Origin of the sequence: Streptomyces populi (genome assembly GCF_002911015.1) — a bacterium.
GTDB classification, from domain to species: Bacteria; Actinomycetota; Actinomycetes; order Streptomycetales; family Streptomycetaceae; genus Streptomyces; species Streptomyces populi.
Genome location: NZ_KZ626873.1, coordinates 66,000 through 85,687 on the forward strand (window position 1 = coordinate 66,000; position 19,688 = coordinate 85,687).

Below are 19,688 nucleotides of genomic sequence, written 5' to 3' on the forward strand. Positions count from 1 at the left end.
AGGACGCTTGCTGAGCCCTGCGGGTCAGCCCGCGGGTCAGCCCTTGAAGCGGGGGAACGCCGAGCGGCCGGCGTACACCGCGGCGTCGTCGAGGATCTCCTCGATGCGCAGCAGCTGGTTGTACTTGGCGACGCGCTCGGAGCGGGCCGGGGCACCGGTCTTGATCTGGCCGCAGTTGGTGGCGACGGCGAGGTCGGCGATGGTGACGTCCTCGGTCTCGCCGGAGCGGTGCGACATCATGCACTTGAAGCCGCTGCGCTGGGCCAGCTCGACGGCGTCCAGGGTCTCGGTCAGCGAACCGATCTGGTTGACCTTCACGAGCAGGGCGTTGGCGGTGCCCTCCTCGATGCCGCGGGCGAGGCGCTCGGGGTTGGTGACGAACAGGTCGTCGCCGACGAGCTGGACCTTGTCGCCGAGCTTGTCGGTGATGACCTTCCAGCCGGCCCAGTCGTCCTCGAACAGCGGGTCCTCGATGGAGACGAGCGGGTACGCCGCCACGAGCTCCTCGTAGTACTCGGTCATCTCGGCGGCCGAGCGGGACTTGCCCTCGAACTCGTACACGCCGTCCTTGTAGAACTCGGACGCGGCGACGTCGAGGGCGAGCGCGATCTGCTCGCCGGGGACGTAACCGGCCTGCTTGATGGCCTCGAGGATGAGGTCGAGCGCGGCACGGTTGGAGTCCAGGTTCGGGGCGAAGCCGCCCTCGTCGCCAAGGCCGGTGGACAGGCCCTTGGACTTCAGGACGGACTTGAGGGTGTGGTACACCTCGGTGCCCCAGCGCAGGGCCTCGGAGAAGGACTCCGCGCCGATCGGGGCGATCATGAACTCCTGGATGTCCACGTTGGAGTCGGCGTGCGAGCCGCCGTTCAGGATGTTCATCATCGGAACGGGCAGCAGGTGCGCGTTCGGGCCGCCGAGGTAGCGGAAGAGCGGCAGGTCGGACGCCTCGGAGGCGGCGTGCGCGACGGCGAGCGAGACGCCGAGGATGGCGTTGGCGCCGAGCGAGCCCTTGTTGTCGGTGGCGTCCAGGTCGAACATCGCCTGGTCGATCAGGCGCTGCTCGGTGGCGTCGTAGCCGACGAGCTCCGGGCCGATCTGCTCGATGACGGCGAGGACGGCCTTCTCGACACCCTTGCCCTGGTAGCGGTTGGGGTCACCGTCGCGGAGCTCGATGGCCTCGAAGGCTCCGGTGGAGGCGCCGGACGGGACGGCGGCACGACCCGTGCTGCCGTCGTCGAGGCCGACCTCGACCTCGACCGTGGGGTTGCCTCGGGAGTCCAGGATTTCCCGGGCTACGACGACGTCGATGGACGGCACGAGCATCTCCTTATGGGATGTGACGCGGTACGCGGGGCTCGGCAGCCCTGCGGGATGAGCCTAACCGGCTCACGGGGATCGGCCAGCGATCGACCACCCCTTGAGCGGAACTGAGCGTACATATTGTTCCTGAACGGAACAAAAAAAGAAATAAAAAACCCCGCTCCGGCGCGTGCGGGGGAACACGCGCCGGAGCGGGGAGCCCGTGGGGACGGGGGCCTCGGTGGGCCTCCGGTACGGGGGTCCCGCCGGGCCTCCGGCACGGAGGCCCGGCGGGAGAGCGGCCCTCGGCCGGGAAGGCGCGGAGCAGAACCGGGACCGTGACCGTCCTCCGCCGAAGACGGCCAGGTCAGCCCGCGTGCCGCACCGTTCAGCGCAGGTGCAGCTGCTGGCCCGGGTAGATGAAGTCGGCGTCGGCGACGATGTCCTTGTTCAGCTTGAACAGCTTCTGCCAGCCGCCCTTGACGTGCTTCTTCTCGGCGATCGAGCTGAGGGTGTCACCCTTGACGACCTTGTACTCGCCGTCGCCCTTCTTGACCTTCTTGCCGGTCGGGGTGGTGACGGTCTTCTGGACGGCGGGGCGCTCCGCGGAACGGGCGGCGTGCTGCTCCGTCGTACGGGTGGCGGGCTGTTCCGTCGCGCGGGGGGCGGGAGCGCTCTGCGAGCCGCTCGAGGAGGAGGCGGACGGGGCCGCCGGGGCCGAGCCGCCGCCGTACGGGGTGCTCGACAGGCCGACGCCACAGGTCGGCCAGGCGCCCTTGCCCTGCGCGGCGAGGACCTTCTCGCCGATGGCGATCTGCTGCGACTTCGAGGCCTGGTCGGCGGTCGAGGCGTAGGCGGTGCCGCCGTACGCGGCCCAGGTGGAGGACGAGAACTGAAGGCCGCCGTAGTAACCGTTGCCGGTGTTGATCGACCAGTTGCCGCCGGACTCGCACTGGGCGACGGCGTCCCACTCGGAGGCGGTGGCGGCGGAGGCGCTGCCGGCCGCCATCAGCGGGGCGGCGATGGCGGCACCGGTGACGCCGGCGAGCGCGGCGACACGGGTGGCCTTGTTGGGACGGCGGTGCTTGCCCTTGCCGGAAAACAGCATGGAGTGATCCCCTCACCGACGCCTGCGAGGTGAGCTGTCGGGTTCGGGCCGGTTGAGTTGCCCGGCCACGCGCCCCCGTCCCGTCTCCAGGACGTCCGGCACGCGGCTTAACCCCAAGCCGTTCCCGGGTGTCTCTCAACTCCCGGGACCGGCACTTACCTTGGTTCCCCCGCTCCTGCCCACGGCGCATGACGCGACGACTGTTCCCGTACGGCCGTCGGCAGGATTCGGCGTTGCGACCGTCGGGGCCCGCTGTGGCGAGCGGTCCGACCGTAAGCAGTGAATCGCCGGAAATTCAAAGACGATCAGGGCTTCTGAGACTCATGTCTCACTCGATCCAAAAGGGACATTCCATGGCGAACCGTGACGCGAACTGCCGCTAGTTCTGGGCCGTTTCGGCAGCGGCGGCAATGCTCCGACCAGGGACGACGAGGCCGGGACCGCTGTCGGCCGCCACCTGGTCCACGGTGAGCAGCTCGCCGCCCCCGTCCTCGGAGCCGAGGGAGTCGGAGGTGCCCCAGAGGCTGTCCATGACCTCCGCGACGTACGAGTTGCCGACGGCGCCGCTCGGGAGACCCGGGGCGCTCGCGGCGTGCCGCCCGCCCGAGGCCTCGGCCTGGCTGCCGGCCGTGCTCTCCGCGGCGTCCGCGCCACGGTGCCGCCCGGTGCCAGTGCCCGGCGTGGCGGAGGCGCTCGAAGAGGCTTCCTTCTGGTTGGACTTGGCCGATTCGTCACCCTTGTCGCCCTTGCCGGCCTTCGCGTCCGAGGCGCCGGAGCTCTGCGAGGCGCTGGGCTTCGCGGTGTCGCCGGTCGCGTCCGAGGAGTCACCCGAATCGGCGGAAGTCGAGGAACCGGTCGAAGGGGACGAACTGGGCGAAGTGGCCAGGCCGGACGAAACGTACGAGCCGGACTCGTCCCCGGTGTTCGACGAGTCGCCGGCCACGCCCGTGTCGACGCTGACCTCGCCCGAGCTCTTGGCGAGCCCGGAGAGCGGCCCACAGGTCGGCCAGGCCGCGAGACCCGAGTCGGCGAGCACCTTCTCGGCGACGGCTATCTGCTGCGAGCGGCTGGCCTGGTCGGCCGTCGGGGCGTACTCGAGGCCGCCGTGCGACTCCCAGTTGGCCTGGTCGAGCTGGAGGCCGCCGTAGTACCCGTTGCCCCCGTTGGAGCTCCACGCGCCACCGCTCTCGCACTGCGCCACCTTGTCCCAGGTGGTCCCGTCGGCCGCGCTCGCGCTCGCCGCGGCGAGCAACGGGATGGCGATCGCCGATCCGGTCACCCCTGCGGCGACGATGAGTGCCGGGGCCTGACGAGGGCGACGGTGACGGCCGTTCCCGGAGAGCATGCGAGAGCCTTTCGAGCGACAGCGGGGGAGCAGCACGGCCCCCGCCGAACGAGAAGCACGGGCGCCGCGTTGATGGGTGAAGGTAGTCGCAGTCGAACGCTGGTTACAAGTCGATGCAGTACAGATCACGCGAAGATCACAGACTTGATGGAGCGTCATGTTCCGCTAGCCCGAAGGGCACTCTTTCCGGTATGCGGAAGGGTTCGTTCGGCAGAGGCGCCGAAGGGTCGCCGATGGGCCGATCAAGTCCTATTTGGCCGGGGTGAATTCCACCGGAAGCGTGCGCAATCCGCGCATAATGAGCCCTCCGCGCCAGCGCAAATCGGCCGATTCCCCGGCGAGTTGGATGTCGGGAAGTCGCTTGAGGAGCGTGCCGAGCGCGGTCTGCCCCTCCAGCCGGGCGAGCGGCGCGCCCAGGCAGTAGTGGATGCCGTGGCCGTATCCCAAGTGCTGAAGGTCACGTCGCGAGAGATCGAGCGTGTCCGGCTGTTCGAAGCGTTCGGGGTCGCGGTCCGCGGCGGCGAGGACCACGAGCACGGGGTCGCCGGCCGCGATGTCCTGCCCGCCGATCCGCACGTCCTCGGTCGCGAACCGCCAGGTGGCCAGTTCCACGGGCCCGTCGTAGCGGAGGAGTTCCTCGACGCCCGTCTCCAGCAGCCCGCTCTCCCCGGCCGCGAGGGAGGCCTGTAGGAGCGCCCGCTGCCCGGGGTGGGTCAGGAGGGCGTGCATCCCGTTGCCGATGAGGTTGACCGTGGTCTCGAACCCGGCGAAGAGCAGGATGAAGGCCATGGCGGCGGCCTCGTTCTCGGTGAGGTGCTCCCCGTGGTCGGAGGCGCGGATGAGACCGGAGATGAGGTCCTCGCCGGGCTCGGGCTCCGCGGTCAGCGCCTCGCGCTTGCGGTGGATGAGTTCGGCGAGGTACCCGCGCATCTTCTTCACGGACCGGGCGACCCCGCCCCTGGGCCCGCCGCCGTGCCGGATCATCATTCCCGCCCAGTCCCGGAAGTCGTCCTGGTCCTCGCGCGGGACGCCGAGCAGGTCGCAGATGGCGTAGATGGGGAGCGGGAAGGCGAACTCGTGGATGAGGTCCGCGGAACCCCTGGCCGCGAACCCGGCGATGAGCTGGTCCGTCAGCTCCTGCACCCGTGGGGCGAATTCGGCCACGCGCCGGGGGGTGAACGCCTTGCTGACGAGCCGCCGCAGCCGGGTGTGGTCCGGCGGGTCGATGTTCAGCAGGTGCGTCATCAGCTCGGCCTTGCGCTCCCCGGGGATCCCGGTGCGGCCCTTGGCGTGCGCGGGCTCGTCGTGGTGCGCGGGATTCTTGGACAGCCGCTGGTCGGCGAGCGTCTGCCTGGCGTCGGCGTACCGCGTGACGAGCCAGGCCTCCACCCCGCTGGGCAGCCGGGTGCGGTGCACGGGCGCGTGCTCCCTGAGCCAGGCGTAGGCCGGGTAGGGGTCGGTGGCGAACTCCCAGGTGAAGAGTTCGGGGGCGGCGCTTGCGGAGGCTTCGTGCTCGGTCACTCCCCGACGGTATCCGCAGGGGGCGGCGGCCTCCTGGCCGCGGGGCGCCGGTGGTGCGCCCCGCGGACCACGGTGGCCGCGGGAGGCGGTGCCCCCGCCCCCGGACCGCCCGGCACGCCACCGCCCGGACACCGGGCCCGCCCTCGTTCTCGCCCTCGCCCCCGTCCCGGCCGTCGTGCCCGTTCTAGCCCTCGTACCCGCCGTCGTCCTCGTGGTCGTCGTCCTCGTGGCCGTCCGCGCCGGGGGCCCCGAGGCCCTCCGCCCCGCGGATCGCGTCACGGTACGTCCGCGCCGCCGCCCGCAGCGCCGCCTCGGGGTCGACGCCCTCGGCCTCGGCCCGGACGGCCATCGCCAGCAGCTCGTACCCCACGCCCTCCCCCGCGGGCAGCGGAACGTCGAGTCCCGCCGTACGCGCCCGGGACGACAGCTTGGCCGACAGGGCGAGGCCCGGCTGGCCGAGCGGTATGCCCTGGGTGACGGAGGAACGCCGCTTCTCCTCGGCCTTGGTGCGCAGCCAGTGCTCCCGGACCTCCTCGGGCGTCGTGGCCGTCTCGTCGCCGAACACATGGGGGTGCCGGCGGATCAGCTTGGCGACGATCCCGCCGGCCACGTCGTCGATCGAGAACGGGGCCTCCGTGTCGTCCTCGGCGATCCGGGAGTGGAACACGACCTGGAGCAGGACGTCACCGAGCTCCTCCCGCAGCTCGTCCCGGTCGCCCTCCTCGATGGCCTCGACGAGTTCGTACGCCTCCTCCAGGCCGTACTTCGCCAGGCCCTCGTGCGTCTGCCGGGACGACCAGGGGCACTCGGCGCGGATGCGGTCCATCACCTGGACGAGGTCGAGCAGGCGGGCGCCCGGCAGGTCGTACGAGGCGGGCAGCAGCTCGAGGTCCGGCATCCGTGTGCGGCCGGAACCCGCCAGGCGTGCCAGACCGTCGGTGAGCCGGGGTTCGCCCTCACCGGTGGCGACGACGACCACCGAGCGGCCGCCCGCGCACGCGTCGACCAGCTCCCGCGCGGTCGGGGCCTCCTCGTCGACCCCGATGCCCGCCTCGCGCAGATACGGCACCTGCGGGTGCGCGCCGTCCGAGCACAGCACCCGGTCGGCACCGCGCAGCGCCTGCCAGGCCGGCCAGGACAGCAGGCCGGGCGCGACACGGTGGCTGGTGGTGAGCAGGACGATGCGGCCGGGGTCGGCGGCGCTCGCGCCGTCGGCGGTCATGCCGGCCGCGCTCCCCTCGCCGCCCTGAGCGGCCCCGGTCGGTTCACTGGTTGCGTTCACCCCTCGAACGTAACCCACACCGCGGGCACCCCCGGAGTTGTCCACAGGGCCCGGGGACACGGCCGGTCCGCCGGCCCGCGAGACCGGTCACGCGGGCCGCGCGGGATCACACGGCCCGCACGGGATCACGCGGGCTGCGGGCTCGCCGGAGCGGACACCTCGCGCACCCACGGCGTCCTCGCGTCGACGCGGCTGCTCTTCTGGACGTCCCAGGTGCCGTAACGCGGGTTCAGGTCGACGTGGAGCTCCTCGGACGCGGCGGACATCGCCTTCCAGAAGGCGGCCTTGCCGTCGGTGGTGTTCATGTCGACGCCGAGGGCGGAGGCGAGCTTGCGGGCCTCGATCTCGGTGCGCAGGCTGTCGTCGAGACGCCTGGGCGCCACGCCGTAGTTCGACAGCCAGGCCGTCTCCAGCGCCTGTGGGCCGCCCGCCTGCTGTTCGAGGGCCGAGCGCATCTGCTGGGTGTCCTTGCGGGTGACGGTCACGCCGGCGTTCTTCGCCGCCCGGTCCAGGACCCGGTCCAGGACCAGGCCGTGCAGCGTGTCCCGGGTGAGGGTGCCGGTGCTCGCGACCACCTGCGCGTACTGGGCGTCGTCCTTGCTGGCGGCCCGCTGCGCCGAGCGCACCTCGTCGACCCGGCCCTGGAGCTCCGCGACGGTGATCCGGCTGTCGCCGACGACGGCCGCCGCGCCCGGATGGGCGTCGCTGCCACAGCCGGTGAGCAGAGGAGCCGCGGCGACGATCGCGGCGGAGAGGACGAACGCGGTGCGACGACGGCGGTGCAAGGAAGCCTCCCGAGGAGATTGTGCGACGGTGCACAAAGTCTTGCGGTGATCGATGGTAGGCAGTGGCCCGCCTCTCGGCCAGCCATTCGACCAACGATTCACGACGACTTCGGGCACCGCCGGGCCCGCCCCGCCTCGCGGAACGGTCGTGCGTCCCGCCCGTACGGGTGACCACGGCCGGTCGACCCGCCGGCTGACCCGCCCCCGACCGTCCCCGCGTCAGCCGGTGATGGCGACCGGCGCGTCCCAGGCGTCGCGGTCCACGGTGATCGTGTAGCCGCCGCGGGTCTCCTTGCTGTTGACCATGTACTGGTGGGCGCGGCTGTGGCCGGGGTACTGGGTGGCGCCGAACGGCCAGTCGGTGGTCGTGGTGTTCGTCTTGTCCCACAGCGCGTACCAGAGGTTGCCCGGCAGGTCCGTCTTGTCGGTCGCGGTGGCGACGGCCTTGGCGCTGGAGCTGGTGAAGCCGTAGTACCCGGTGCGGTACGTCTTGGCGTGCAGGGCCTTGTCGAAGGCGCGCACATACGTGAGCACGGCGTCGTTGCAGGCCTTGTTCGTGAGGTCGTACGGCTCCATGTCGAGGTAGACCGGGCTGCCGGCCTTCATGCCGAGGGCGGCGGCCTTGGCTACCGCGTCCGCGCCGTCGGCCGCCCCCATGGACGCGGCGGTCGAGGGGGTGAGCTTCTCGGGGCTGCTGCCGGTCTGGCAGGACGGCTGGGCGCCGACGTACAGCGGGATGAGCTTCCAGCCCAGCGCGCTGACCGACTTCACCCAGGACGCGGTCAGGTTGGGCTGGCTGCACCCGCGGTTCTTGCCGCCGATGTAGACGGCGGCGGCGCCGTAGAAGCCGGTGTTCCAGGCTTTCATGGCGGCCGACGAGGGCGCCGCGCAGGTGTCGAAGGCGCGGCCCGTGTAGGTTCTCTGGGCCGGCCACGTGGTCGTCGCCATCGACGCCTGTGCCGCGATCCCGGCGCCGGCCACGACGGCGGCCCCGGCCACCCCCCACGTGATGTACCGGCGCTTCTTCGACTGACGGTGCTCGGACATGTGGATCCACCCCTGGTCGTGCCGGTGATGCCGGCCGGTTGTGCGACGAGACGCACGTCGCGCGGAGCGTGACGCACACGGCACGGAACAGAGCGCAACCTAACCGGCCGCGCATGCCCGTTCGGGAAAGAAAGCCCCTGGAGAGTCACAAGATCCTCTCAGGACACGGCAAAAACTAGCCACGCACCTGCCCCAGCCAGTGCAGGGCGCTCCGGATCTCGGCCGCGAGCGGGTGTCCGGGGCCGTGCAGGCGCTCCACGTCGTGCAGCAGCCGGGCCAGTGTGTCGTGGGCGGCGGCGCGGTCGCCGAGCGCCAGCAGCAGGTGGCCGATGCGGCGGCGGACGTCGAGGGCGGTTTCCGGGTCGTCGGCCGTGGACTGGTTCTCGTAGTACGGCAGCAGCGCCCGGTACTCGGCGAGCGCCGCCGCCGGGTCGCCCAACTGCTCCAGGCACTGGGCGGATTCGTAGCGGTGGCGCAGGGACTGGGGGTCGGCCGGGCCGGCTTCGGCGGCGCGTTCGTCGGCGAGGCGGCGCAGTTCGGGCAGCGCGCGCCGGTACTGGCCGTCGTCCATGAGCGTGGCCGCGTACTGCTTGCGCAGGGTGCGCACGACCGGGGAGCGCTCGCCGTGCTGCCGTGCGGCGACGGGCAGGATCGCGCCGAGGACGTCGACGGCCTGGGTGATGCGGCCCTCGCCCAGAAGGCGCTTCACCTCGTCGACGGCGTCGGCGACGTCTGCCTTCTCCGCGGCCCGCGCCTCGGGGGCGGGCCGGGGCGCGGGCGTGCGCGCGCGGTCCGGCCAGGGGGCGTGCGGGCGCAGGAAGGGGCGCGTGGGATCGAGCGGCGCCCCGGTGGGTGTTCCGCGCGCGGGCAGGAGCGGCACGAGGTCCTCGTACACCTCCTGCGCCGAGGCGGGCCGGTGCTGCGGGTCCTTCGCGAGCAGCCGCAGGACCAGGTCCTCCAGCGCCTCCGGTATCTCGGGACGCAGCCGGCGTACGGGCAGCGGCGGCTCGTACAGGTGCCGGTGCAGCACGCCGAGCGCCGTCGAGCCCTTGAACGGCACGTCGCCGCTGAGCAGTTCGTGCACCAGCACACCGAGCGCGTACAGGTCGGTGTACGGGCCCACCGCGCCGCCCATCGCCTGCTCGGGCGCCATGTAGGCGGGCGAGCCGATGGGGGAGCCGGTGTGCGTGAGGCGGGTCGTGTCGGTGCCCATGACGGAGGCGACCCCGAGGTCGAGCACGGTCACCGTGCCGTCCTGCCTCACCATCACGTTGCGCGGCTTGAGGTCGCGGTGGACGATCGGCACCGCGTGCACGGCGCTCAGCACGGCGCACAGTTGCGCGGCGACCGCGACCGCCCACTGCCACGGGTAGGGGTCGTGCTCGGCGAGGTGGTCGGAGAGGTCGGCGCCGTCCACGTACTGCATGACGAGGAACAGCTCCTCGCCCTCGCTGCCCGCGTCGTGCACGGTGACCAGTCCGGGATGGTCGACCTGGGCGGTCACCCGGCACTCGCGCGCGAAGCGGCGGCGCAGTTCGTCGGCCTCCTGGCCGGCCACCTTGTCGGGGCGCAGCAGCTTCACCGCGACCCGCCGGTCGAGCCGCTGGTCGTAGGCCGTCCAGACCTGGCCCATGCCTCCCTGCCCGATGAGCGTGGCCAGTTCGTACCGCCCGGCGACGACGTGCCCCGCTTCCCCGGTCACCGTCCGCCCTCGTGGTCGCCGTCGCGCCGGTCCCCGTGGCTGCGCAGGTAGTCGCTGAGCTCGTCGAGCTCGGCGCGCACCTGGTCGATGCGGGCGGGCGCGACCCGCTGCGGCGGGGGCTGGAGCACCGGCGGGTACGCCCCCGGTACGGGAGGCGCCGGCTGCGGCACGAGGACGCCCGGGTACGGCGGGGCGGGCGGCGCGGACAGCGGACCGGCGTACGGCCCGGGCACGGTCCACGGGTGGGTCGGCGCGTACGCCATGGAGCGCCGCCGCTCGTTGTGGAAACGGATGTCGCTGGTCAGGTAGTACGCGGCGCTGCCGACGCCGAGGAGCAGCGCCACGGTCAGCGCGACATCGCCCCTGCTGTCGCTGTACGGCACCGTGCCGACGACCATGAGCGCGCCGAAGGACACCGGCAGCGACGCCCAGGCCGCCGCCCAGTCGAACCACCGCCCGCGCTGGACCGCCACCCGGAACAACGGGACACAGGCGAACAGACCCCACGACAGGATCGCGGAGGAGGCGTACAGCACCCGCAACGCGATGACGGTTACCGCGCCGCGGGTGGGTGGCGTCCCGCCGTGGCCGTACATGACTGCTCCCGGACCTGGGTTCGATAGGAGTTCGAGCGTATAGCCCGACACGGACGACCGGTCCCGGGTTGTACGCAGCCGTTGTCGTACCGATCACCTCGGACGACGCCGCGGGCGGCCGCGAAGGGCGGGCCCCGCGACCCGGGTGACGGGTGGGGGGCGCGGGGCCTCAGCCCGGGGGCACCGTCCCGTCCGTCAGCCCGTCGTACATGCCGCGCACGAGCTGGTCCCCCAGCCTGCCCGCGTGCCTGAGCGCCCGCTCGAACTCGTCGAGCGCGCGGAACCGGGCGCCGTAGCGGCGCTGTTCGTCCAGCGGGAGCCGCGGCAGTTGCAGCCGGCGCACGTCGAGACGGGTGGCGGTGGACGCGTAACTGCTGGCCTGGCGGTTGTTGGCGGTGCCCCGCAGGAACCCGGCGAGGAACCACGGGTCGAGCGCCGCGGGATCGGGGCGCAGGAGCACGAGGTTGCGTCCCAGGACGGCGCCCGCCGTCGTGCCGTCGACCACCCGGACCACCGAGCCGCCGCCGAGCACCGGCACCACCACGTCGCCCGCCCGTGTCAGCACGGCTTCGTCGTCGCTCTCGGGCAGGGTCCCGGTGGGGCCGGTGCCGGCGAGGACGTCGTGGTCGGTGAGGACGGGCACCCGCGTGGGGCCGCCGTTGCCGCCCGTACGCATCACCAGGGCGCTCCCGCGGGCGAGCTCGCCGACGGTGGTGAGCGGCCAGCGGGCGGGCCCCGCCGTCGTGGCGGGAGGAGGAGTGAGACCGGTGACCAGGCGCAGCGTCTCGTCGAGGCACTCGCGCACGGCCGCGAGCTGCTCGGCGCCGTCGGCCGCCGCCGGGGGCGGGAGGTGGCGGGCCGGGGCGAGGTCGACGTCGTCGTCGAGGAGTTCGATGACGGGCACGGAACGCGCCAGACCGGGCCGCTCCTGGAGGGTGCCGTCCCGGTCGTGGGCCCGCCAGGCGTCGAGCACGACGTCCCTGACGGCCCCCCAGTCGGGACCGCCGCGCCCCTCGCCGGCGAACTGCCCGGTGTCGGCGAGCAGCACCTCGGGCCGGCCGGGCGCCTTCTCGGGCCGGCGCAGCACCCACAGGTGCAGGGGGATGTTGTACGGGGCCGCCGCGCCGACCGGAAGCGCGACGACGGCCCGCAGCGCGCCGCGGCGCAGCAGGTCGGCGCGGATGCGGCGGCCGGAACGGCGGGAGGCCGTCGCGGGCGGCATGAGCAGGACGGCGGTGCCGCCGTCCCGCAGCCGGGCCAGCGCGTGCTGCACCCAGGCCAGCTCGGACTCGGCACGGGCCGGGAAGCCGTACTCCCAGCGGGGGTCGTAGGCCAGTTCGTCATGACCCCAGTTGCGTTCGTTGAACGGGGGGTGGCACAGGACGGTGTCGGCGCGCAGCCGCGGGAAGGCGTCGGCACGCAGGGTGTCGCCGACGGCCGCGCGCACGGTGGCCGGGCCGTGCAGGGCGAGCCGGAGCGCGGTGAGCGCCGCGAGTTCGGGGGCGCTGTCCTGGGCGTGGAGTTCCTGGCCGGGGCGGGCGTCGAGGGCGCGCAGCAGGGCGCCGGTGCCGCAGGCCGGGTCGAGGACGGTGCGGGCGGGGCCGGCGAGGTCGGCCATGAGGCGGGCGAGCTCGGTGGGGGTGGGCGTGTACTGGCGCGGGTTGGCGTCGAGGTGCCGTCCGAGCAGGAACTCGAAGGCCTGGCGGGCACCCAGCTCGGCGGCGAGTTCGGCCACACCGCGGAGGAGGGGGGCGGAGGGGAGCAGTTGGGGGCCGGTGGGGAGGTGCACCGCGGCGGCGGGGGCTGGGACCGCGGGGGCGGCGGGGCCTGCGGGGGCTGTGAGGGCTGTGAGGGCTGTGTGAGCGGCAGGGGTGTGCGGGGCCGGCGATCCTCCTGGACCGCCTTCCGGGGTGTTCACAGTCACCGGTGGGTTCACCGTAACCGGTCGGTTCACAGCCGTCGAGGACGCCGTGTCCGTTTCGGCGTGAACACCCCGTTCGCCTCGCACCGGGCCGAACCGCGGGGTGACGGCCTGCTCCAGCGCGGTCGGCAGCAGCGCGGCGAGGCGCTCGTCGGAGCCGGCGCTCGCCTCGAGCCAGCTCGCCGGCCGGTCGTGGATGAGCAGCAGCACGTAGCCGGCGTGGGTGAGTGCGGCGGCCGGGCCCTCGGGGTGGCCGACGAGTTGCTGCCAGACGCGTTCCCGCAGGGGCACTTCGGCGAGTTTCCCCTGGTCGCGCAGCCAGGTCTCGACCTCGGCGCGGGCGAACGACGGGCTGGTCTCCGTGCCGCCGACGGGCTTGGGGAAGTCGGCGTGCCGACGGCGCCAGTTGCTCACGGCCGCGCGGCCGACGCCGGCCAGCCGTGCGATTCCGGCGGCGGTCACCTCGGTCGCGTTGTCCTGCACTCGCCTCGCCCCTCTCGCCCCGACTCGCCCCTGTGTGACGCCGAGCATACCGACGCGGGCAAGATCTGCCCGTTCACGCCACGCACGCAAGATATCGCGTGAACCGTGTTGACTCGATTCACAGCCTCTGGTCTTATTGACCCAGCGAACGAGCGGCCGCCATCACGGCGTCCGCCGGGGAGGGAACAGCCGTGGGCATGAAGGGCAGGGCCGCACTGAGTGCCACCGTGGGCCTCGTCGTCATCGGCGTCGTCTCGGCGAACGCAGGCAGCGCCGACCACGGCCGTACGGCCGACGGCACCGACAGGGGCCCTTCGGCGTCCACGACTCCACGGCCCGGCACCCGGCAGCACACCGGCACGGCCGACACGGCCGGAAAGGGAAGGGCCGCGTTCACGGGGACCGGCGACTTCCGGGTCGGCCCGGACGTCGAACCCGGCACCTACCGCACCACCGGCAACACCACCGGCTCCTGCCACTGGGAACGCTCCAAGGACCCCGGTCGCGGCCCGGCCTCGCTCATCGCGGAAGGCGACGTCACCGGCACGGCCGTCGTCACGATCAGCCGCGAGGACACCTACTTCAGGACGTCCGGCTGCGGGACCTGGAAGAGAACCGGCTGACCCGTCGCCGTACGCCCGGCCCGCCGACGCCGCACCGGCGGCGCGAGCACCTCAGGACATCGCACCACACCGACCGTGCGCGACCCGCGCGTCCACGGTCCCGCAACCGAAAGCACCGCCCGGACGGGCGCTCGCCCGTTCCGACCTCATCTCCGAAGGACAGATCCCGATGCGTCACCTCCCCTTCGCGGCCAAGGCGCTGCTCGCCGCCGCCGTGCTCCCGCTCGCCCTCACCGCCTGCTCCTCCTCGACCGACGGCACCTCGGACACGGCCGCCACGGCGAAGAAGCCGTCCAAGGACCCCAACGCCGGTCTGCTGACGGGCGCGCAGCTCAAGAAGGCACTGGCGCCCGCCTCCTTCTTCGCCGCCGGTTTCGCGGTGGACCCGAGCGGCGCGCGGGACACCGGCACCACGTACACCGCGCCGAGCTCCTCGCCCGTGGCGAAGCCCGACTGCAAGCTGCTCGGCGGTACGAGCTGGATAGCGATCACCGGCGCCTCGGGCGTCTCCTTCGCCCAGAACGACTACGTCAACAAGAACACGTCCGAGGACATCGCCCAGGAGATCGACACCTTCCGCGGCACGACCGCGGCGAAGGTGATGGCGGACCTGAAGAAGGCCGTCGGCTCCTGCGCGACCTACACCGACGCGGACACGCACACCAAGGTGAAGGTCGCCGGTGCCGACACCGCCGGTCTCGGCGACGCGGCCTACACGATCACCCTGACCAACAGCGCCTGGGAGAACGGGTCGACCCTGATCGCCGCGCAGTCCGGGACGGACGTCGTCACGGTGATGTCCACCGACGGACACGACAACGGCGCGGCCACGGCGAAGAAGCTGACCGCCCGGATCGTGACCTCCCTGAAAGCCGAACACGAGCACGCGTGACCTGCCGGATGGGAGTATGGCGCCCCCGGGCGGTTTCTCGGGAGCCCGGGAATCCTCTCGGGGGTTCGATGCGGTATTCGGGGGCGTGATGCACAAGCGCTTGGAAGCCGGCTGGTTCCAGCGGCTGGCGTGGTCGGTTCTGGCGGTCGGTTCGGTCGGCCTGCTGGTATGGGTGCCTTTCCTGTACGTGGCGATCCGCCGGGGCCGGGGGGCCGACTGGGGCGCCTTCGGCGCGTTCGCGCTCTACGAGGTGGGGTCGCTGTCGCTGGCGGACCTCCCGGCGGGCAAGGGGGACACGGCCCTGGGACTGATCGCCATCTCCTGCCTGGCCCTGGCCGTATGGCTGCTGCTGGGCCCGCTGTTCGACAAGCCCACCCCGCGGAACGCCATGGCCGGCGCGGGCGGCCCCTGGGCGGCCCAGACGCCCGGCAACCCGTACATGCGCTGACACCTCCCGGCGAGGCCCCGGAACCGGGGCCCTGCCGGTCACGCGCCGACGCGCACCGGGACCGCCGCGGGGCGACGGCCCCGCCTCGCACCACAGCACCTTCCCGCTCGTGCCGAACAGATCGTCGCCGAACAGATCGTCGCCGAGCGGATGGCCGCCCCGGGCGTCCGCGCAATGGCACACGAGCGTTGCCGTCGGAGGCGGTCGATATGGTCGGCGCAGCTGATCAGTCGAGGAGCGCGCGCATGAGATCTCCGGCCGAGCTGGACGACGTCCGGTGGTCCGACCTGACCCACGCCTACGGCCCCGCCGAGGACGTGCCCGAGCTGATCAGGGCGCTCTACGAGGACGGCGAGGAAACGGCCGACGAGGCGGTCTACGAGCTCTACGGCAACATCCACCACCAGGGCTCGATCTACCAGGCCTCGGCCCCCGCCGTCCCCTTCCTCGCCCACGCCGTGCTGCACGCGCCGCACAAGCGCGAGGACCTGCTGATGCTGCTCGCCGTCCTCGCCGACCACAACCCCGGCTTCGTCGAGTCGCCGCGCTGGCCCGGCAGTCACGTCGCCGCGGTCTGCGCGGAACTCCGCGAGGTGCTCCCGGAGCTGCTGCCGTGCCTCGACGACCCCGGGCGCGGGGTGCGCCGGGCGGCGCTGCGGACGGTCGCGGCCGTGGCCGACGTGCTCCCGGACGCGTTGCGGGCCCTGGCCGTCGAACGGGTCGACGGCCTCTACGCCGACGACCCCGTCCCGGCGGTACGGGCGGACGCGCTGATCGTCCTGAACCTGCTCGGCCGGAGGCTGGAACCCCTGGACAGCCCGCTGTCCGAGGTGAGGCTCGCCGCGGCCCGGCTGGCCGCGGAACGGTCCGGCCCGCCGTACGCGCCCGAGCTCGTGGAGGTCTTCGCCGAGGACGGCGCCGAGCCCGACCCCGGGGACGACGACTACCCGTGGTCGGACACCACCACCCAGGACCAGCGGCTCACCGACCTGCTCGGCCGGGAGCCGGACGTCGCCCTCACCGTGGCCGCCCGCTGGATCGCGGCCGGGGACGTCGGCTCACGCGGTTCCTGGCTGGCCGGGGGAATCGCCGAGAAGTGGCGCGACCGCGAGCACGAGGTCCTGGCCCTGTCGCTGGCCGCCCTGCCCCACCAGGACAAGCCCAACGCCCTGCTCCGCACGATCGGCCACTGGATCGGCCATGCGCCCGAACCGGACGCCGATCTCCAGGACGCGCTCCACCGGTACGCGGGCGCCGCCGACGAGTTCGCCGAACCGGCGCTCCTCGCCCTGGTGAACTCCCGCGACCCCCGCGCCCTGGACCTGGTGCTCGAACGCCCCACCGCGCGGCTGCTCGAAGCGGCGGCCCGGCACTTCCCGGAGGCCGCCGACCGGCTGATACCCGTGATCCGCCGCGAACTGGCCGCGGGCGCCACCGGGAACGACGGCATCGCCCTGGTCCAGGCCCTGGACCCGCTCGGCACCACCGCGGCCGTCGCCGCCCGGCCCGAACTGGTCGACTGCCTGAAGTCCCGCCGCGCGGCCATCGTCGCCGCCCGCCGACTCGGCGCCAACGGCGTACGCACACCGGAGGTCGTCGACCTGCTGCTCGACGCCACGGGGAGCGGCGACCCCTCGCTGAGGGGGACGGCGGCCGTGGCCCACCACCGGTTGACCGACGACCCCTCCGTGGCTCTCCGCGTCCACGAGGAACTGCTCTCGTCCAAGGGCCAGACCCACTGGTACCTGAGCGGCCTGGAGCCCTTGGGCGGCGCCGCCGCTCCGCTGCTCCCCCTCGTCGAGCCCCTGCTGGAAGCCGGCTACGACTGGACGCGCAAGGCGGCCGCCGAGGCCCACCACTGGATCACCGGATCCCCGGACCGCGCGGTCCCCGTCCTCGCCGAGCTGGCCGGCCCCAGCCCGGTCGGCGTCAGCGCCCTCAAGGCCCTCGTCGCGACGGGCCGTTCCCCGAAGGAACTCCACCCCGTCCTCCGCTCCTACGTCTCCTCCCCCAAGCGCCTGCTCCCCGACTCCCCCTTCTCGGGCAACGACCACCCGGACGACGAACTGCGCACGCTGTCAAGGATGTTGCTCCTGCTCGGCTGACCGGATCCATCGCGTCCGGCCTCACCGGTCGACCACGCCACAGCCTCGGCCCGCGCCGCCGGAGCCCGCACAACCTTTCGGCACCCCGTCTTGTCTAGAAGGTCATTGTTCTCGCGCCGTTCACGGCGTGTATTGCTTGGTCTTGGGAGGGGTTCCATGAAGGTGACCCAAGTGCCGCGGGGGGCGTGGGCCGCGGCCGGGTTACTGGCAGTGGTCACGACGGCGGGTGTGCCGCCCGAGCATGCGGTCGCCGCCGGTGCGGGGCTGGAGGTCGCCTCGGGTGCCGGCGGCGGCACCGTGGGCAGCTACACCTTGGAGGCCGTGCCCTATACGGACATGGACCCGAACGCGGTGAATCACGTGACGCTGACCAACACGGGCAAGACGAAGATCACGTCGTACACGCTCACCGTCGACTACAGCTCGCTCGTCGGGGCCGTGGACGTCACCACCCCCTTCTCCGGATGCGAGAAGAAGACCGAGGGCGTCCTGGTCTGCCAGGGCAAGGAAGCCCCCGCACCTGGTAGGACGACCCGGCTCGGCCACTTCCGGGTGCGGAGCCTGAAGGGCGCGCGGGGCGGGACCACCGGCGAGATCCGGGTCAGCGGACGGGCCGACGGAGCCGCGATCACCGAACGGGTGTGGAAGGTCGACATCAAGGACGAGGGGTTCGTCCAGGACCGCGCGACGGGAGCGGTGAAGGGAGAGGTGAAGCCCGGCGCCGAGGTGCGTCCCGGGGCGGGCTTCACCTACTTCGGCGCGAACACGCTCAAGGGCACCGACTTCTCCATGCATGCCGCGCACGGCTCGTTCAAGCAGGAGTTCGGCAACTGCACGTACGGCAAGCTGCCCCTCCCCATGGACAGCGATCCGGGGACCCTCACCGACCTGGCGTTCCCGGCGGCGGTCTGTCACTTCGACGACACGATCGAGGTGGGCGACTCCTTCGACGTGTCCCCGGGCCCGCTCAGGATCGACGACGACGCACTCGGCACGGTGCTGATCAGCCATCTGGGCGACACGGACCAGCTGAGGAGGATGACCGACGTCCACCCCGGCAAGGGACCCGAGCTGAAGCTCGTACCGCGCCCGGACAGCGCACCTCCGGGCAAGCCGCATTCCAGGGGTCTCGGACCGGCCTACAAGGTCGACACCACGGCGGACGTCGAAGCCGTCGGCGCCTCGGCGGAGGGACGGCCGGGCGACGTGGTCACGGTGCAGGTCGGATACCGCGACAACGGCCCCGGCGGAATGCGCACTTGGACGGGCACCGAGCCCCTCGAAGATCCCTCGGTCCAGACGACGATCACGATTCCTCCGGGCACGACCGTGGTGAAGGTTCCGAAACGGTGCTGGACGGAGGACGACCACGAGACCAGGCCCGGTGGCCGCGTCTACACGTGCAGGGGCGAGAACAACGAGTGGTGGGTCGGTTCCGGTGAGCGCCTCGTGTGGCCCTTCGAGCTGCGCATCGACAAGGCGTCCGCACTCAAGCCCGGCAAGGTGGGGCTGGAGGTGCTGCGCGAGAGCAACAGCGACACGGGGAACGACACCGCCGCCATCGTCGTGAAGGTGCCGGGCAAGGGAGCGGGAGCCGCGCCGTGGATCGCCGGAGCGGCGGGCGTCCTCGCCGCGGGCGCCGGCACGGTCCTGTTCGCCACGGCACGCAGGCGCCGGCGGTCCTGAGGGCTCCCCGCAGGACGACGCGGGAAGCCTTCCGGCGCGGCCTCGACCGGGTGACGCCGCCCGGTCCGAGGACGAGCGGGGCTCCCGTGCCGTGGGGTGAGGTCTTCGACACCTCACCCCACCGGCACGGGAAGCCCTGCCGGTTCCCCCGCCCCGCCGCACCCGGCGAAGCTCCCGCACGCACCGGTCGAACACGGCCTCGATCATGGGAACACCGCGTAACGACTCCGCTACACGGACACACCACGACGGCTCGACCGCCAGCATCTCCGGCATGCACAGAACCACCTCCGCCGCCTCTTCGGCCGTCGCACCCGTCGTCGCCCTCCTGGCTCTCCTGACCGCGTGCGGCAACGCGCCCTCGAACACCCCGGCCGACGCGCACGAACCCGCGAGGGCGAGCACGCGCGCGGACGGACAGCTCACGGCGGGGGCCGCGTTCCGGTCCCTGTCCGCACGGGTGCGGACGGCGACCCTGACGGGAACCGTCACGGCGGAGAACGACCCGAACCACCTGCTCGGCCGCCCGGGCGAGTACACGTCCAAGGTCACCTTCTCGGACAGCTGGGTCCAGGCCTCCCAGGTGACCGGAGCGGACCCCGGCGCCGTCGAACGCGGCGGCGCCGTCGAGGTGTTCGCCGACGCGTCGGACGCCAGGGCGCGCGCGGAGTACATCCGCGGCATCGCCGAGTCCTCCCCGGCCCTGGCCGAGTACGACTACGTCCACGGCCCGGTCCTCGTACGCGTCTCCCGCTACCTCACCCCGGAGCAGGCGGCCCCGTACGCATCGGCCGCGTACGGACTCGGCTGAGGGCGCCGGGGCCGACGGCCTCCGCCCACCGCGG

General features: G+C 72.7%; 16 protein-coding genes and 1 riboswitch. Of the genes, 6 read left to right on the forward strand and 10 right to left on the reverse strand.

Going from position 1 to position 19,688, the window contains the following annotated elements:
- Positions 1-36: 36 nt before the first annotated feature.
- From eno to CW362_RS19155, 10 genes are all read right to left on the reverse strand, one after another.
- On the reverse strand, positions 37-1,323 hold the full coding sequence (gene eno, locus CW362_RS19110; RefSeq protein WP_103550721.1) for a phosphopyruvate hydratase: 1,287 nt from the start codon (positions 1,321-1,323) through the stop codon (positions 37-39).
- A gap of 364 nt (positions 1,324-1,687) precedes the next feature.
- A complete protein-coding gene (locus CW362_RS19115; RefSeq protein ID WP_103550722.1) occupies positions 1,688-2,407 on the reverse strand; it encodes a LysM peptidoglycan-binding domain-containing protein in 720 nt (239 codons plus the stop codon).
- Between the two features lie 4 nt (positions 2,408-2,411).
- Positions 2,412-2,604: riboswitch (cyclic di-AMP (ydaO/yuaA leader) on the reverse strand.
- 182 nt (positions 2,605-2,786) lie between these two features.
- The gene (locus CW362_RS19120; RefSeq protein ID WP_338069067.1) at positions 2,787-3,686 is read right to left on the reverse strand and encodes a transglycosylase family protein; all 900 of its coding nucleotides are present in this window, start codon (positions 3,684-3,686) and stop codon (positions 2,787-2,789) included.
- Between the two features lie 315 nt (positions 3,687-4,001).
- Positions 4,002-5,273 carry a cytochrome P450 family protein gene (locus CW362_RS19125; protein ID WP_103550724.1) on the reverse strand — a complete coding sequence of 424 codons (1,272 nt, stop codon included), beginning with the start codon at positions 5,271-5,273 and terminating at the stop codon, positions 4,002-4,004.
- Between the two features lie 184 nt (positions 5,274-5,457).
- Positions 5,458-6,495: a nucleoside triphosphate pyrophosphohydrolase gene (locus CW362_RS19130; protein WP_103550725.1), complete on the reverse strand. Its 1,038-nt coding sequence runs from the start codon at positions 6,493-6,495 to the stop codon at positions 5,458-5,460.
- A gap of 185 nt (positions 6,496-6,680) precedes the next feature.
- Positions 6,681-7,340, reverse strand: a complete 660-nt coding sequence (locus CW362_RS19135; protein ID WP_103550726.1) for a SurA N-terminal domain-containing protein — start codon at positions 7,338-7,340, stop codon at positions 6,681-6,683.
- A gap of 219 nt (positions 7,341-7,559) precedes the next feature.
- Positions 7,560-8,387 carry a glycoside hydrolase domain-containing protein gene (locus tag CW362_RS19140; protein WP_103550727.1) on the reverse strand — a complete coding sequence of 276 codons (828 nt, stop codon included), beginning with the start codon at positions 8,385-8,387 and terminating at the stop codon, positions 7,560-7,562.
- Between the two features lie 175 nt (positions 8,388-8,562).
- Positions 8,563-10,047, reverse strand: coding sequence for a serine/threonine-protein kinase (locus CW362_RS19145; RefSeq protein WP_276313681.1), 1,485 nt, complete (start codon positions 10,045-10,047; stop codon positions 8,563-8,565).
- A gap of 38 nt (positions 10,048-10,085) precedes the next feature.
- A complete protein-coding gene (locus CW362_RS19150) occupies positions 10,086-10,685 on the reverse strand; it encodes a hypothetical protein (RefSeq protein ID WP_103550729.1) in 600 nt (199 codons plus the stop codon).
- 169 nt (positions 10,686-10,854) lie between these two features.
- The gene (locus CW362_RS19155; protein ID WP_103550730.1) at positions 10,855-13,089 is read right to left on the reverse strand and encodes an N-6 DNA methylase; all 2,235 of its coding nucleotides are present in this window, start codon (positions 13,087-13,089) and stop codon (positions 10,855-10,857) included.
- 197 nt (positions 13,090-13,286) lie between these two features.
- Between CW362_RS19155 and CW362_RS19160 the strand changes: the two genes are divergently transcribed.
- The 6 genes from CW362_RS19160 (at position 13,287) to CW362_RS19185 (ending at position 19,654) form a co-directional block, all read left to right on the forward strand.
- On the forward strand, positions 13,287-13,712 hold the full coding sequence (locus tag CW362_RS19160; protein ID WP_103550731.1) for a hypothetical protein: 426 nt from the start codon (positions 13,287-13,289) through the stop codon (positions 13,710-13,712).
- A gap of 169 nt (positions 13,713-13,881) precedes the next feature.
- Positions 13,882-14,604, forward strand: a complete 723-nt coding sequence (locus CW362_RS19165) for a hypothetical protein (protein ID WP_103550732.1) — start codon at positions 13,882-13,884, stop codon at positions 14,602-14,604.
- An 88-nt stretch (positions 14,605-14,692) separates the two neighbouring features.
- A complete protein-coding gene (locus tag CW362_RS19170; RefSeq protein ID WP_103550743.1) occupies positions 14,693-15,052 on the forward strand; it encodes a hypothetical protein in 360 nt (119 codons plus the stop codon).
- 245 nt (positions 15,053-15,297) lie between these two features.
- Positions 15,298-17,157: a HEAT repeat domain-containing protein gene (locus CW362_RS19175; protein WP_103550733.1), complete on the forward strand. Its 1,860-nt coding sequence runs from the start codon at positions 15,298-15,300 to the stop codon at positions 17,155-17,157.
- 156 nt (positions 17,158-17,313) lie between these two features.
- Positions 17,314-18,843, forward strand: coding sequence for a hypothetical protein (locus CW362_RS19180; protein WP_162684125.1), 1,530 nt, complete (start codon positions 17,314-17,316; stop codon positions 18,841-18,843).
- Between the two features lie 274 nt (positions 18,844-19,117).
- A complete protein-coding gene (locus tag CW362_RS19185; RefSeq protein WP_103550735.1) occupies positions 19,118-19,654 on the forward strand; it encodes a hypothetical protein in 537 nt (178 codons plus the stop codon).
- Positions 19,655-19,688 lie beyond the last annotated feature (34 nt).

What these genes read in the sequence shown, in the direction of transcription:
- eno (WP_103550721.1), bottom strand. Translation starts at nt 1,323, where the DNA reads ATGCTCGTGCCGTCCATCGACGTCGTCGTAGCCCGGGAAATCCTGGAC.
- CW362_RS19115 (WP_103550722.1), bottom strand. Translation starts at nt 2,407, where the DNA reads ATGCTGTTTTCCGGCAAGGGCAAGCACCGCCGTCCCAACAAGGCCACC.
- CW362_RS19130 (WP_103550725.1), bottom strand. Translation starts at nt 6,495, where the DNA reads ATGACCGCCGACGGCGCGAGCGCCGCCGACCCCGGCCGCATCGTCCTG.
- CW362_RS19140 (WP_103550727.1), bottom strand. Translation starts at nt 8,387, where the DNA reads ATGTCCGAGCACCGTCAGTCGAAGAAGCGCCGGTACATCACGTGGGGG.
- CW362_RS19150 (WP_103550729.1), bottom strand. Translation starts at nt 10,685, where the DNA reads ATGTACGGCCACGGCGGGACGCCACCCACCCGCGGCGCGGTAACCGTC.
- CW362_RS19160 (WP_103550731.1), top strand. Translation starts at nt 13,287, where the DNA reads ATGAAGGGCAGGGCCGCACTGAGTGCCACCGTGGGCCTCGTCGTCATC.
- CW362_RS19165 (WP_103550732.1), top strand. Translation starts at nt 13,882, where the DNA reads ATGCGTCACCTCCCCTTCGCGGCCAAGGCGCTGCTCGCCGCCGCCGTG.
- CW362_RS19170 (WP_103550743.1), top strand. Translation starts at nt 14,693, where the DNA reads ATGCACAAGCGCTTGGAAGCCGGCTGGTTCCAGCGGCTGGCGTGGTCG.
- CW362_RS19175 (WP_103550733.1), top strand. Translation starts at nt 15,298, where the DNA reads ATGAGATCTCCGGCCGAGCTGGACGACGTCCGGTGGTCCGACCTGACC.
- CW362_RS19180 (WP_162684125.1), top strand. Translation starts at nt 17,314, where the DNA reads ATGAAGGTGACCCAAGTGCCGCGGGGGGCGTGGGCCGCGGCCGGGTTA.
- CW362_RS19185 (WP_103550735.1), top strand. Translation starts at nt 19,118, where the DNA reads ATGCACAGAACCACCTCCGCCGCCTCTTCGGCCGTCGCACCCGTCGTC.